Source organism: Billgrantia gudaonensis (assembly GCF_900100195.1).
GTDB lineage: Bacteria > Pseudomonadota > Gammaproteobacteria > Pseudomonadales > Halomonadaceae > Halomonas > Halomonas gudaonensis.
Genome location: NZ_FNES01000003.1, coordinates 228,516 through 242,935 on the forward strand (window position 1 = coordinate 228,516; position 14,420 = coordinate 242,935).

11 protein-coding genes and 3 tRNA genes are annotated in these 14,420 nt (G+C 65.7%); 3 read left to right on the forward strand and 11 right to left on the reverse strand.

What is annotated here, in order from left to right; all coding sequences use genetic code 11:
• Positions 1–1,836, reverse strand: a complete 1,836-nt coding sequence (oadA, locus tag BLP96_RS05055; protein WP_089683771.1) for a sodium-extruding oxaloacetate decarboxylase subunit alpha — start codon at positions 1,834–1,836, stop codon at positions 1–3.
• A 43-nt stretch (positions 1,837–1,879) separates the two neighbouring features.
• Positions 1,880–2,134, reverse strand: coding sequence for an OadG family transporter subunit (locus BLP96_RS05060; protein ID WP_089683772.1), 255 nt, complete (start codon positions 2,132–2,134; stop codon positions 1,880–1,882).
• Positions 2,135–2,307: 173 nt separating this feature from the next.
• Here BLP96_RS05060 and BLP96_RS05065 point away from each other — a divergent pair, with 173 nt between their 5' ends.
• Positions 2,308–3,294 carry a tRNA dihydrouridine synthase gene (locus tag BLP96_RS05065; RefSeq protein ID WP_089683775.1) on the forward strand — a complete coding sequence of 329 codons (987 nt, stop codon included), beginning with the start codon at positions 2,308–2,310 and terminating at the stop codon, positions 3,292–3,294.
• A 178-nt stretch (positions 3,295–3,472) separates the two neighbouring features.
• Here the strand turns inward: BLP96_RS05065 and BLP96_RS05070 are convergent.
• The 9 genes from BLP96_RS05070 to BLP96_RS05110 form a co-directional block, all read right to left on the reverse strand.
• A tRNA-Arg gene (locus tag BLP96_RS05070) sits at positions 3,473–3,549 on the reverse strand.
• Positions 3,550–3,616: 67 nt separating this feature from the next.
• Positions 3,617–3,693 (reverse strand) — tRNA-Arg (locus tag BLP96_RS05075).
• Positions 3,694–3,714: 21 nt separating this feature from the next.
• Positions 3,715–3,807, reverse strand: a tRNA-Ser gene (locus BLP96_RS05080).
• 101 nt (positions 3,808–3,908) lie between these two features.
• Positions 3,909–4,103 carry a carbon storage regulator CsrA gene (gene csrA, locus BLP96_RS05085; RefSeq protein WP_089683776.1) on the reverse strand — a complete coding sequence of 65 codons (195 nt, stop codon included), beginning with the start codon at positions 4,101–4,103 and terminating at the stop codon, positions 3,909–3,911.
• A 198-nt stretch (positions 4,104–4,301) separates the two neighbouring features.
• Positions 4,302–5,552: an aspartate kinase gene (locus tag BLP96_RS05090; RefSeq protein ID WP_089683778.1), complete on the reverse strand. Its 1,251-nt coding sequence runs from the start codon at positions 5,550–5,552 to the stop codon at positions 4,302–4,304.
• 105 nt (positions 5,553–5,657) lie between these two features.
• On the reverse strand, positions 5,658–8,270 hold the full coding sequence (gene alaS, locus BLP96_RS05095) for an alanine--tRNA ligase (protein WP_089683780.1): 2,613 nt from the start codon (positions 8,268–8,270) through the stop codon (positions 5,658–5,660).
• A gap of 281 nt (positions 8,271–8,551) precedes the next feature.
• Positions 8,552–9,025, reverse strand: a complete 474-nt coding sequence (locus BLP96_RS05100) for a regulatory protein RecX (protein WP_089683782.1) — start codon at positions 9,023–9,025, stop codon at positions 8,552–8,554.
• 3 nt (positions 9,026–9,028) lie between these two features.
• Positions 9,029–10,099, reverse strand: a complete 1,071-nt coding sequence (recA, locus tag BLP96_RS05105; protein ID WP_089683784.1) for a recombinase RecA — start codon at positions 10,097–10,099, stop codon at positions 9,029–9,031.
• Between the two features lie 100 nt (positions 10,100–10,199).
• Entirely contained in the window at positions 10,200–10,718 is a 519-nt protein-coding gene (locus tag BLP96_RS05110; RefSeq protein WP_089683786.1) for a CinA family protein, read from the reverse strand.
• A gap of 257 nt (positions 10,719–10,975) precedes the next feature.
• On the opposite strand from BLP96_RS05110, the gene mutS reads away from it, so the two are divergent.
• On the forward strand, positions 10,976–13,555 hold the full coding sequence (mutS, locus tag BLP96_RS05115) for a DNA mismatch repair protein MutS (protein ID WP_089683788.1): 2,580 nt from the start codon (positions 10,976–10,978) through the stop codon (positions 13,553–13,555).
• 171 nt (positions 13,556–13,726) lie between these two features.
• Positions 13,727–14,050 (forward strand): ferredoxin FdxA, encoded by a 324-nt coding sequence (gene fdxA, locus BLP96_RS05120; RefSeq protein ID WP_089683790.1) that lies wholly within the window; start codon positions 13,727–13,729, stop codon positions 14,048–14,050.
• The last annotated feature ends 370 nt before the right edge of the window (positions 14,051–14,420 follow it).

The following is a 14,420-nucleotide window of genomic DNA, read 5'->3' on the forward strand; positions in this document are numbered from 1 at the left end:
TTAGAGTGCGATCAACACGTCACCGACGGCGACGCTGTCGCCTTCGCTGACCTTGACGGCAGACACGGTGCCGGCGCTGGCGGCGCGCACCTCGGTTTCCATCTTCATGGCCTCGAGGATGATCACGATGTCCCCCTCCTTGACCGTGTCGCCCTCGCGCACGTTGACCTTGAAGATGTTGCCGGCCAGCGGCGCGGTGATGGTCTCGCCGGTGGGTGCCGGGGTGGTGCTTGCTGCCGGCGCCTCGGCTGCCGACTGAGTCTGCACCTGGTCGATCTCGCCGCCCTCGGCGACCTCCACCACGTAAGCCTTACCGTTGACCGTGACGGTGTAGGTCTCGGGACCGCGGGTCGACCGACCCTGGGTGGCCGGCAACTGAGCGCCGGCCTCGCCCTTCTGCGCGGAAGCCGGCACGTTGGCATCGGCATCGGGCGCCTGAGGGGCCGGCTCGAAGGCCTCGGGGTCGTCGCGGTTCTTGAGGAACTTGAGACCGATCTGCGGGAACAGCGCATAAGTCAACACGTCGTCGATCTCGCGCTCACCTTCGGCGAGGCGAATGCCTTCGGCCTTGGCCTTCTCCTGCAATTCGGTCGTCAGGCGCGCCATCTCGGGCTCGAGGCGGTCCGCCGGGCGACCGGTGATCGGCTCGCCCCCCTCCAGGACCCGCTGCTGGAGTTCCCTATTGAAAGGCGCCGGCGCCGCGCCGTACTCGCCCTTGAGCAGCGCCTGCACCTCCTTGGAGATGGAACCATAGCGTTCGCCCATCATCACGTTCATCACCGCCTGGGTGCCGACGATCTGCGAGGTGGGAGTGACCAGCGGAATGTAGCCCAGGTCTTCGCGTACCCGCGGGATCTCGGCCAGCACGTCGTCGAGCTTGTCACCGGCGCCCTGCTCCTTGAGCTGGCCTTCCATGTTGGTGAGCATGCCTCCCGGCACCTGAGCCACCAGGATGCGCGAATCGATGCCCTTGAGCGAACCCTCGAAGGCGGCATACTTCTTGCGCACCTCGCGGAAGTAGGCGGCGATCTCTTCGAGCAGCTCGAGGTCGAGGCCGGTATCGCGTTCGGTGCCCTTGAGGATGGCCACCAGCGACTCGGTGGGGCTGTGGCCGTAGGTCATGGACATCGACGAGATGGCGGTGTCGACGTTGTCGATGCCGGCCTCCACGGCCTTGAGGTAGGTCGCGGTGGACAGCCCGGTGGTGGCGTGGCACTGCATGTGGATGGGGATGTCCAGCGCCTTCTTGAGGCGACCGATCAGCTCGAAGGCATCATAAGGGGTGAGCAGGCCGGCCATGTCCTTGATGGCCAGCGAGTCGGCGCCCATGTCGGCGATGGTCTTGCCCAGATCGACCCAGCCGTCGAGGGTGTGCACCGGACTCACCGTGTAGGAAAGCGTCCCCTGGGCGTGCCCCTCGACGTTGCGCACCGCCTGGATCGCCCGCTCCAGGTTGCGCGGGTCGTTCATGGCATCGAAGACGCGAAACACGTCAACGCCGTTGACTCTGGCGCGCTCGACGAAGCGGTCGACCACGTCGTCGGCGTAGTGGCGATAGCCCAGCAGGTTCTGACCGCGCAGCAGCATCTGCTGTGGAGTGTTGGGCATGGCTTCCTTCAACGCCCGTATCCGCTCCCACGGATCCTCGCCGAGATAGCGGATACAAGCGTCGAAAGTCGCCCCGCCCCAGGACTCCAGCGACCAGAATCCCACCCGATCGAGCTTCTCGGCGATGGGCAGCATGTCCTCGAGACGCAGGCGGGTGGCGAACAGCGACTGGTGGGCGTCGCGCAGCACCACGTCGGTGATGCCGAGCGGGCGTTTGGTCTCACTCATGATGGTGACCCCTTGCAGTGACGTATTGTGATGGCGTGGCGTCTCAGCGACGATGACGGCGATGACGATGCACGGCCGCGCTGATCACGGCCATCAGCTCGGCATCGTTGGCATGGGAAGGAGCGGCGGCGACCGGGCCAGCGGCGACTTCGGCGGCAGAGGGCTTGGGACCGAAACGGCGCAGGATCAGCGACATCAGGGTCGTGAGCACCACCAATACCGTAAGAAAAACAAACACGAACCCCATGCCGACCCCCATCAGGGCCAAGCCATCCTGCAACAGCTGCATATCCTGCATGCGGTTTCTCCACTAAACTGCCCGATCTGGAGGCCAACGGTAGCCATCAGGCGGACAGTGCCAAAAATTCGGCCATCTAAACTGCCACACTGACGAGAGATTGCAAGCGCGCCATGGTGGAAGACAGCGTTGTTGGTTTACTACAAAAAAGCGGAAGGCTCGGCCTGGCTCCCATGGAGGGCGTCATCGATGCCGTGACCCGCAGCCTGCTGACCCGCTCTTCTGGTTTCGACTGGGCCGTCACCGAGTTCGTGCGCATCGTCGACGCCCGACTACCAGCGCGTGTCTTCCACCGCCACTGCCCGGAGCTGAAGAGCGAGAGGGTCGCCACGCCCAGCGGCGTACCGGTACACCTCCAGTTGCTGGGCTCCGACCCGCGGGCACTGGCACTCAATGCACGCCAGGCACTGTGCCTCGGCGTCACCAGCCTCGATCTCAATTTCGGCTGCCCGGCCAAAACCGTCAACCGTCACGATGGCGGTGCGTCTCTGCTGCGCGACCCCCGCCGAGTCGAACGTGCCGTGGCAGCCGTCACTGCAGCCGTCGAGGGCCGCATTCCCGTCACCGCCAAGATCCGCCTGGGTTTCGACGACCGGCGCCTGGCCCTGGCCTGTGCCCGAGCCGCCGAACGTGGCGGTGCCAGCCAACTCGTCGTGCATGCCCGTACCCGCCAGGAGGGCTATCGGCCACCCGCTCACTGGGAGTGGATCGGGCGCATTCGCCAGCGACTGCGCATCCCTGTGGTCGCCAACGGCGACATCTGGACGCTGGAGGACTACTGGCGGGCGCGCACGCTGTCGGGTTGTCGCGACGTGATGCTCGGCCGTGGCGCCCTGGCCGACCCCTGGCTGGCGCCACGCATCCGCCACTGGCAGCTCACCGGCGAACGGCTTCCCGCGACCCCCTGGTCGGCGCGCGCCGAGATTCTCGCCGCCTTTGCTGCAGAGCAGCGTAGCACGCTTCCCGCACGCACCGTGGCCTCGTTGATCAAGCAGTGGCTAAACCACATGCGTCAGCGAGACGCCGAGGCCGCGCAGCGCTTCGCAACCGCCAAGCGCCATACCGACCTCGACGCCCTTCTCGCAGCGCTGCTCGATCCAGTCGATGCAGAGCCGGCGAGCCGCCGCATCGCCGACCGGCGGCGACCGGCCCCTGCCTGAAACCGCTTCGACGCGACGGCACCCGACCGCCGCGATGCCGGGTAGAACGGGCAAAAAAAGAGGCGCACGTCGCATGGCGACGGCGCCTCAAACGATCGCAGAACCGGCACGCGAGCGAGCGCCGGTTCGGCCAGCACGAAACAGAAGACCCGCCCTCGTTCGAGGGCGGGTCGCAATCTGGCACGCCCGGGAGGATTCGAACCTCCGACCACCTGATTCGTAGTCAGGTACTCTATCCAGCTGAGCTACGGGCGCAGAGTGCGGCAAAGCCGCTTGATGCACGCGTCGTGGACCGCCATCTCAGAAAGCAAGGAAAGCGAGATGGCACGCCCGGGAGGATTCGAACCTCCGACCACCTGATTCGTAGTCAGGTACTCTATCCAGCTGAGCTACGGGCGCACACGTCACGCGGCATCGATGTGGCGGAGAGGGAGGGATTCGAACCCTCGATGGGGCTATAAACCCCATACTCCCTTAGCAGGGGAGCGCCTTCAGCCACTCGGCCACCTCTCCCTCATCGACACGGCGCATATCCTATCGAGCTTGCGCGACTTTGTCCAGCGCATTCAGGAATTTGATCGGCGCGGCCCGCCCCTGCGGGCCCAGCCATGGCTTCAGGAATCCGCGCCGCCCTCCTCATCGGTCTTCTCCCGCTGAATGCGCTGATAGATCTCCTCGCGATGCACGGCGACATCCTTGGGGGCATTGACGCCGATACGAACCTGATTGCCCTTGACTCCCAGCACGGTCACGGTGATGTCATCACCGATCATCAAGGTTTCACCGACGCGGCGGGTCAGGATGAGCATGACTGATCTCCTTCTCAGACGACTGGCAACGGGATGCGCGCCGCATCGTACGACGCTGTGTCTAGTATGTGACAGGTCGCCGCCGGGCTCCAACGACGCACCCCATCACAACGCATGAAGGCGTTGAAGGGAAGCCAGCCGACGTCACCATCAGGGCTTCCCCACTAGCGTAGAAGGTTGCGGCGCTCCCGGTCGCCCTCATTCGCGCTCGATGTCGCTCTTGTCGAGACCGAACGCCTTGTGCAGCGCTTTGACCGCGAGCTCCATGTGCTTCTCGTCGATCACCACCGAGATCTTGATTTCGGAAGTGGAAACCATGCGGATGTTGATGTTCTCCTCGGCCAGCACGCGGAACATCTTGGAGGCCACGCCGGCATGGGAGCGCATGCCGACGCCGACCAGGGAGACCTTGGCGATGTTGTCGTCGCCCTTGACCTCGCCCTCGCCCAGGTCGGGCAGCACCTGCTCCTGGAGGATCTTGAGGGTCTTCTTGTAGTCGCCCTTGGCCACGGTGAAGGTGAAGTCGGTGTAGTCACCGGCCGGCGCCACGTTCTGCACGATCATGTCGACTTCGATGTTGGCATCGGCGATCGGCCCCAGAATGCGCGAAGCCACGCCCGGCACGTCCGGGGTGTTGAGCAGAGTGAACTTGGCCTCGTTGGCGGTGAAGGCGATACCGGAGATCAGCGGTTCTTCCATGGAATCCTCGTCTTTGTCGGAGTCAGCGACGATCAGGGTGCCGGGGCCGTCCTCAAAGCTGGACAGCACGCGCAGCGGCACGTTGTATTTGCCGGCGAATTCGACGGCGCGAATTTGCAGCACCTTGGAGCCCAAGCTCGCCAGCTCCAGCATCTCCTCGACGGTGATGGTGTCCAGGCGCTGCGCTCGAGAGCAAACTCGCGGATCGGTGGTGTAGACGCCGTCGACGTCGGTGTAAATCTGGCACTCGTCGGCACCCAGCGCCGCGGCCAGTGCCACCCCGGTGGTGTCGGAGCCACCGCGGCCGAGGGTGGTGATGTTGCCCTCTTCGTCGACGCCCTGAAACCCGGCCACGACGACCACCTGGCCGTCATTCAGGTCCTCGCGCATGTCTTCGGTCTCGATGCGCTGGATGCGCGCCTTGGTGTGCGCGCTGTCGGTGAGAATGCCCACCTGTGAGCCGGTATACGAGGTGGCCGCCACGCCCAGCTTGTGCAGCGCCAGGGCCAGCAGCGAAATGGTGACCTGCTCGCCGGTGGAAACCAGCATGTCCATCTCGCGCGGCGTGGGTTCGTCGTTGATCTCGTTGGCCATGCCAATCAGACGATTGGTCTCGCCGCTCATGGCGGAGACCACGACGACCACTTGGTGGCCCTGGTCGCGGAAGCCCTTGACCTTCTCGGCCACGGCCTTGATGCGCTCCACCGAGCCCACCGAGGTGCCGCCGAATTTCTGAACGTATAGTGCCATGTGACGTTTTCCCTCGTATGTCGAGTGCCAGAGGCGCTCGGATGAGTGAAAGGTGAAACCGTGCAGGCAGGGTCGGGGCTTCGCTGCCGCCGGCCCTGCGAAACATCAGGAAAGCCGAGACTCGACCCAGGCGGACACGCTGGCGAGGGCGGCGGGCAGGGCCGCCACGTCGCTGCCCCCGGCCTGAGCCATGTCGGGGCGACCGCCCCCCTTGCCGCCCACCTGAGCGGCCACGTGGTTGACCAGTTCGCCCGCTTTGACCTTGTCGGTGAGATCGCCGGTGACGCCGGCGATCAGGCTCACCTTGCCGGCAGACTCATCGCCCACGCCGAGCACCACGATGCCCGAGCCGAGCTTGTTCTTGAGCTGATCGAGGACGCCGCGCAGCTCCTTGCCGGAAACGCCCTCGAGGCGGGTGGCCAGCACCTTGACGCCGTTCACCTCGCGCGCTTCGGCGAGCATGTCGCTGCCGGCGGCGCTGGCCAGCTTGGCCTTGAGACGTTCGAGCTCTTTCTCCAGGCTGCGGTTGCGCTCGACGAGCGATTCAACGCGCTCCTCGACCTGCTCGGGCTTGGCCTTGAGGCGCTCGCCGATACGCATCAGGCGCGCCTCCTGCTCGCGGAAGTAGGCCAGCGCCCCGTCGCCGGTGATCGCCTCGATACGGCGCACCCCGGCGGCGATGCCGGTTTCGCTGACGATGTGGAAGCAGCCGATGTCGCCGCTGCGCGCCACGTGGGTACCGCCGCACAGTTCGATGGAGAAGTCGTCGGCACCGATGGTCAGCACGCGAACGCTGTCGGCGTACTTGGCCTCGAAGAGTGCCGCGGCCCCTTTGGCCTTGGCCTCGTCGAGGGTCATCTGCTCGATTCGGGTCGGCGCGTTGGCCAGGACCTGCTCGTTGACCAGGCGCTCCACCTCGGCGAGCTGCTCCGGCGTCATCGCCTCGAAGTGACTGAAGTCGAAGCGCAGACGCTCGGGAGTGACCAGCGAGCCCTTCTGCTGGACGTGGTCGCCCAGCACCAGGCGCAGCGCCTTGTGCATCAGGTGGGTGGCCGAGTGGTTGCGCACCGTGGCGGCACGCAGGCTGGCGTCGACTTCGGGACGCACTTCGTCGCCCACTGCGAGCTCGCCCTCGAGCAGCACGCCACGGTGCAGGTGGTGACCGCCTTGTTTCTGCGTGTCCTCCACGAGGAAGCGACCGCCACCCTCCAGGTGCAGGTAGCCGGTATCGCCCACCTGGCCCCCGGATTCCGCATAGAAGGGCGTGCGGTCGAGCACCGCGACGCCCTTCCGTTCGGCGCCGAGCGTAGCCAATTCGTTGCCGGCACCGTCCAGCAGTGCGGTCACGGTGGCGCGATCCGTCAGGCGCTCGTAGCCGGTGAAGTCGGTTTCGCCCTCGAGCTCCAGGGTCGCGCCATAGTCGGCGCCGAACTGGCTGGCGGCGCGGGCCCGCTCGCGCTGCGCTTCGAGCTCGCGCTCGAAGCCGGCTGCATCGAGGGTCACCCCGCGCTCGCGGCAGACGTCGGCGGTGAGATCGAAGGGGAAGCCGTAGGTATCGTAGAGCTTGAACACCGTCTCGCCAGGCAGGACTTCGCCATCGAGACCCGCCAGCGCCTCTTCGAGAAGGCCCATGCCGTGTTCCAGAGTACGGGCGAACTGCTCCTCTTCCTTGAGCAGTACGCGCTCGATCTGATGGCGCGCCTCGCGCAATTCAGGGAAGGCGTCACCCATCTCCACGTCCAGAGCACCGACCAGCCGGTGGAAGAAGCTGCCCTTGGCGCCCAGCTTGTGGCCGTGGCGGATGGCGCGCCGGATGATGCGGCGCAGCACGTAGCCACGACCTTCGTTCGACGGCAGCACGCCGTCGGCGATCAAGAAGGCACAGGATCGGATGTGGTCGGCGATCACTCGCAGCGAAGGCGAGCCGGTGTCGGCATGGCCGGTATGACGCGCCGCCGACTCGAGCAGGTTCTGGAACAGGTCGATCTCGTAGTTGGAGTGCACGCCCTGCATCACCGCGGCGATGCGCTCCAGGCCCATGCCGGTATCGATGGAGGGTTTGGGCAACGGGTGCATGGTGCCCTCGGCATCGCGATCGAACTGCATGAAGACGAGGTTCCAGATCTCGATGTAGCGGTCGCCATCCTCCTCGGGGCTGCCGGGCGGTCCGCCCCACACCTCCGGACCGTGATCGAAGAAGATTTCCGAACTCGGCCCGCAAGGGCCGGTGTCGCCCATCTGCCAGAAGTTGTCTTCGTCGAGCTTGGAGAAGCGCGCCGGGTCGACGCCGATTTCGTTCTTCCAGATCGCCTCGGCCTCGTCGTCGCTGACGTGCACCGTGACCCACAGCTTCTCCTTGGGCAGCCCCAGGGTCTCGGTGAGAAACTCCCAGGCGAAGCGGATCGCATCGCGCTTGAAGTAGTCGCCGAAGCTGAAGTTGCCGAGCATCTCGAAGAAAGTGTGATGGCGCGCGGTGTAGCCGACGTTGTCCAGATCGTTGTGCTTGCCGCCGGCGCGCACGCAGCGCTGCGAAGATACCGCTCGCACGTAGGGGCGCGGATCGCGGCCCAGGAAGACGTCCTTGAACGGCACCATGCCGGCGTTGGTGAACAGCAGCGTCGGGTCGTTGCCCGGCACCAGCGAACTCGACGGCACGACGGTATGGCCGCGCTCCTCGAAATAACTCAGAAAGGCCTGTCTGATCTCTGCGCTTTTCATGGGGTATCCGTGGCGATGGGCGGGGTGGGCGCTTGCAGCGAAACCACCCGAGGCACTAGGAAGCACTGTATGAATCGGCGGGCGAACTCAAGCACGACGCGCCCGGAACGCAGCAACCGGAGCCTATGGGGTATAGGCTGGGATTGCGACAGGGCTGGCGCATCAGCACCGCGTAACGCAGTGATCGAGCCGCGCAGGCGTTTAGACAGTGTTTCCTCCGCAAAGGGAGCCATTATAGCGCAGTCGTCAAGTGACTGAAGAGTGCCTGCCCAACGCAGGCGTCAGGCGTCGTCCCAGGCGTGCTCCAAAGCATGGCGCACCTGCTCGGCATCGAAACCGCGGCCGGCCAGGAAGCGCTCGCGCCGGGCGCGCTCGCGGGGAGTGTCGCCGGGTCCGGCAAAACGCTTGGCCAGCGCCGCACGAGCCAGGGCGAAGCCGTCGAGTTCGCCGCTCTCCTCGAACGCCCCCAGCATCGCACGCAGACGCTCCCGATCGATGCCGCGCCGTTCCAGCTCGGCACGAATCTTCAACGGCCCCTGGCCGCGCAGCACCCGCGAACGCACGAAACTCTCGGCGAAGCGGTCGTCGGACTGCAGACCCTCCTCGGCAAGGGCCTCGAGGCACTCTGCCACCGCCTGGGCGGCATGACCTTTCGCCGTCAATCGCGACGCCAGCTCGGCGCGGGCATACTCGCGCCGCGCCAGCAGTCGGATGGCATCGTCGCGGGGTGAGGTGTCGACGGTATCTCTTGGCATGCCTTACAGGAGGTCATCCTCGCGACCGGCGGAATCGGCCACGACCTCTTCCTCGGCGGCCTCTTCCTTCTTCGACCCCGGCACGTTGAGCAGCTGAGCGCGGATCTGGCTTTCGATCTCCTCCATCACCGCCGGGTTGTCCTCGAGGAACTGCGCCGCATTGGCCTTGCCCTGGCCGATCTTGTTGCCCTGATAGCTGTACCAGGCCCCCGCCTTGTCGACCAGCTTGCACTGCACGCCCAGGTCGACCACCTCGCCGGCATGGTAGATGCCCTTGCCGTAGAGTATCTGGAACTCGGCCTGACGGAACGGTGGCGAGACCTTGTTCTTGACCACCTTGACGCGAGTCTCGTTGCCGGTGACCTCGTCGCCCTGCTTGACCGAGCCGGTGCGGCGAATGTCGAGGCGCACGCTGGAGTAGAATTTCAGCGCATTGCCGCCGGTGGTGGTTTCGGGGCTGCCGAACATCACGCCGATCTTCATGCGGATCTGGTTGATGAACACCACCATGCAGTTGGCGTTCTTGATGTTGCCGGTGATCTTGCGCAGCGCCTGGGACATCAGGCGCGCCTGTAGACCGACGTGGGAGTCGCCCATCTCGCCCTCGATCTCGGCACGCGGCGTCAATGCCGCCACCGAGTCGATGATGATCACGTCGACGCCGCCGGAACGCACCAGCATGTCGCAGATCTCCAGCGCCTGCTCGCCGGTATCCGGCTGGGAGACCAGCAGGTCGTCGAGATTGACGCCGAGCTTCTCGGCGTAGCTCGGGTCGAGGGCGTGCTCGGCATCGATGAAGGCACAGGTCTTGCCCTGTTTCTGTGCCTGGGCGATCACCGACAGGGTCAGGGTCGTCTTGCCCGAGGACTCCGGTCCGAAGATCTCGACGACGCGACCCAGCGGCAGACCGCCGATACCCAGGGCGATGTCCAGGCCCAATGAGCCGGTGGAAACCGCCGGCATCGCCACCCGCGGGGTGTCGCCCAGGCGCATCACGGTGCCCTTGCCGAACTGGCGCTCGATCTGGGAAAGGGCGGCATTCAGTGCCTTGGAACGGTTGTCGTCCTGTGCCATGGAGCTCTCCTCGCAGAAGCTGGGATCGGTGGGTCCGGCTGTGACGCCACCCTTTTACTGTATGGTTGGCCAGTAGTATGGCGCAAAATTCATCGCTCGCCTACTCCCCGTGCGAGGGGATTCGCATCAACAGGCCGATCAACGCATCGCGCACCGCCCGTTCGCGTACGGCGCGGCGATCCCCGGGGTAACGGTGGCACTCGGCCTGCTGGCGTTCGGCATCGCCCCAGGCCAGCCATACGCTGCCCACCGGCTTGTCGGCACTGCCGCCGCCCGGTCCGGCCACCCCGCTGATGGCCACACCGATATCGGCACCGCTGTCGCGGCAGGCACCCGCCACCATGGCTTCGACCACTTCGCGGCTCACCGCGCCATGTTCGGCGAGCAGGCGTTCCGGCACACCGAGCAGGCGCGTCTTGGCGTCGTTGGCATAGGTCACGTAACCGGTCCCGAAGTAGTCGGAACTGCCAGCCACGGCGGTGATGGCGCTGGCCACTCCGCCACCGGTGCAGGACTCGGCCACCGTGACCGTCACGCCGCGTTCGCGGCAGACCCGCCCCAGCCGTTCGGCGAGGGTGACCAAATCGAGGTTGGCGAGGCTGGCAGCGGAATGGGGCATGGTGAAAACTCCTGAACGACAGGGCCATCGCAGCGGGCCGGGACGCTCTGGGCCGATCCGAGGGCAGGCGCCGAGCCCTCATCCGCCCCAGCGACCATCGCTTCATCGACCGGGATAGCTCTTGCAGAATGTTGGATGCCCTGACGTGACGAGGGCATCTGCGTAGAATACTGTCTTTGTCGTCTGGATGCAGGCCACGCTTCCGGGGCGACTGCCCCATTCGACCGCTTAGCGAGACCAGGAGCCCAGAGACCATCATGTCCCAGGCCAGCGCCCAGCATACACCGATGATGGCCCAGTACTTGAAGATCAAGCGCGAGCACCCGGACGTGCTGCTCTTCTATCGCATGGGCGATTTCTACGAGCTCTTCTTCGATGACGCCAAGCGCGCCGCCTCACTGCTCGACATCACCCTGACCCAGCGCGGCCAGTCGGCCGGGGCACCGATCCCCATGGCCGGGGTGCCCTACCACAGCGCCGAAGGGTATCTGGCCCGACTGGTGGCCGCCGGCGAGTCGGTGGCGATCTGCGAACAGATCGGCGACCCGGCCGCCGCCAAGGGCCCGGTGGAACGCCGCGTGGTGCGCATCGTCACCCCCGGCACCCTCTACGACGAGGCGCTGCTGGATGCCCGCCGCGACAACCTGCTGGTGGCCATTCATGCCGCCGCCGAACGCTGGGGAATCGCCTGGCTGGAGCTCTCCAGCGGTCGCTTCAGCGTGCTGGAGGTGGCGGACGACGCCGAGCTCATTGCCGAGCTGGCCCGCCTCGATCCGGCCGAACTGCTGGCCGCGGAAAGCCTCGTCCTGCCGCCGGCCCTCGAAGGCCGGCGAGGACTTAGCCGGCAGAGCGACTGGCTGTTCGACGTGGAGAGCGCCACCCGGCTGCTGTGCGATCAGTTCGGCGTTGCCGACCTGCGCGGCTTCGGCTGCGCCCATCTCGAGGCAGCCATCACCGCCGCGGGCGTGCTGGTGGAGTACGCCCGCGATACTCAGCGTTCGCGCCTGCCCCACGTCACCGCCATCGGTGTGGAAAACCGCGACGATGCCGTGGTGATCGACGCTGCCAGCCGCCGCAACCTGGAGATCGACGTCAACCTCGGTGGCGGAGTCGACAACACCCTGGCCAGCGTGCTCGACACCACCGCGACGGCCATGGGCTCGCGGCTGCTGAAGCGCTGGCTCAACCGCCCGCTGCGCGACCATGGCCAGGTGCTGGCCCGCCAGGCTGCCGTCGCGGTGCTGCTCGACGAGGCGCGCTACGCTACGCTGCGCGAGACGCTCAAGGCGATCGGCGACGTGGAACGCATCCTCGCTCGGGTGGCTCTCTACAGCGCCCGGCCGCGCGATCTGGCGCGACTGCGCGATGCACTGGCCAGTCTGCCGGCGCTCGAAGCCGAGCTCGCTTCCTATGGCGAAGACACCGCGCTGGAAACGCTCAAGCCGCACATCCGGCCCTATCCGGAGCTCGCCGACACCTTGTCCCGCGCCCTGGTGGACAACCCTCCCGTGGTGATCCGCGACGGCGGCGTGATCGCCGAGGGCTTCGATGCCGAGCTCGACGAACACCGCGGCCTGGCCGAGCACGCCGGGGACTATCTGGTGGAGCTCGAAACCCGCGAGCGGGAACGCACCGGCCTGCCCGGCCTCAAGGTGGGCTACAATCGCGTGCACGGCTACTACATCGAGATCCCCCGTGCCCAGGCCCGGGATGCCCCCGCCGACTACATCCGTCGCCAGACCCTGAAGAACGCCGAGCGTTTCATCATTCCCGAACTCAAGGCATTCGAGGACAAGGCGCTCTCCGCCAGGTCACGCGCCCTGGCCCGCGAAAAGCTGCTCTACGACGGCCTGCTCGACGCCCTCAACGCCGAGCTGACCGCCCTGCAGTCCAGCGGTCGAGCACTGGCCACGCTGGACGTGCTGACCGCCTTCGCCGAGCGCGCCCAGGCTCTGGATTTCACCCGGCCGCAGCTGTCGGAAACGTCGGGCATCACCATCCGCGGCGGGCGCCATCCGGTGGTCGAGCACGTCAGCGAGACGCCTTTCGTACCCAACGACCTGAACCTGGACGACACCCGTCGCATGCTGGTCATCACCGGACCCAACATGGGCGGCAAATCCACTTACATGCGCCAGGCGGCGTTGATCGTGCTGCTGGCCCACACCGGCAGCTTCGTACCGGCCGATGCCGCCGAGATCGGCCCGGTGGACCGTATCTTCACGCGCATCGGTTCTTCCGACGACCTCGCCGGAGGCCGCTCGACTTTCATGGTGGAGATGACCGAGACGGCCAGCATCCTGCACAATGCCACCGAGCACAGTCTGGTGCTGATGGACGAGATCGGCCGCGGCACCAGCACGTTCGACGGGCTGTCGCTGGCCTGGGCCAGCGCGGAACACCTCACCAGGGCACGTGCTTTCACGCTGTTCGCCACTCACTACTTCGAGATGACGGCACTGGCCGAACAGGCCGCAGGCGTGGCCAACGTCCACCTCACGGCAGCGGAGCACCGCGACGGTATCGTCTTCATGCATCGCGTCGAGGAGGGGCCGGCAAGCCAGAGCTACGGTCTTCAGGTCGCCCAGTTGGCCGGCGTACCGCAAGCGGTGATCGCTCGTGCACGCGATAAATTGTCGCAGCTCGAGCAACAGGAGATCGATCAGGGGCAGCGCAATCCGGCCGTCGATCAGAGTGAGCCGGCACCGGTGCAGAACGATCTCTTCGCCACGGCGCCGCACCCACTGGTCGAGGCCCTGGCCGACCTCGACCCTGACGGGCTGACACCACGCCAAGCACTCGAGCTGCTCTATGAATGGCGGACGAGGCTATCGTGAAGATGCCACGGAGCGGGCGGCTTGCCCTGCTCTGGGCGCGTGACTAGAATGATGCGCTCACAAAAACATTATTATAAGAGTCGGGGTTTTTTATAACTGCCGGGTCGCATCAACCACCTTTTCATCATCGTAACCGGGCGCCAACGGCCCCGCCCGAGGAGGGAGACTGGCATGACATTCGTCGTTACCGAAAACTGCATCAAGTGCAAGTACACCGACTGTGTCGAGGTCTGCCCGGTGGATTGCTTCTATGAAGGCCCCAACTTCCTGGTGATTCATCCGGACGAATGCATCGACTGCGCCCTTTGCGAACCCGAATGCCCCGCCGAAGCGATCTTTTCGGAAGACGAGCTGCCGGATGGGCAGGAACAGTTCATCGAGATCAACGCCGAACTGTCCGAGGTCTGGCCCAACATCAACGAGAAGAAGGACCCGCCGGACGACGCCGAAGAGTGGGACGGCAAGCCGAGCAAGCTGCAGTATCTGGAGCGCTGAACGGCAAGGCCACGCCTTTACTGCCGTCCTGAAACGACCGCGCCGAGCGTCGCTTGACGCTCGGCGCGGTCGTGTCCTGTTCGCCGTCAGCCGCCACCGCACTGCCTGCGAACGAAAAAAGGCGGCCCTGAGGCCGCCCGCTCCTAGCCATTCCTTGAGGACGGTTCCCTCCGTCCCGACTCCAGTGGTGATCTCCCTGCCCGGAGGCGACCTCCTGTCACACCGGGCACACCACGCAAGCATCCCATTGCATCCTGCCGGAGAACGCCAGCGCTCTCCTCTTGTCCCGGGCCCATTGTGGCAGCCTTGCACGTCAGCTCAACTGGCTTGCGGCCACCAGAAGCACTTGCGCCATTGCGAAAAAGAACAA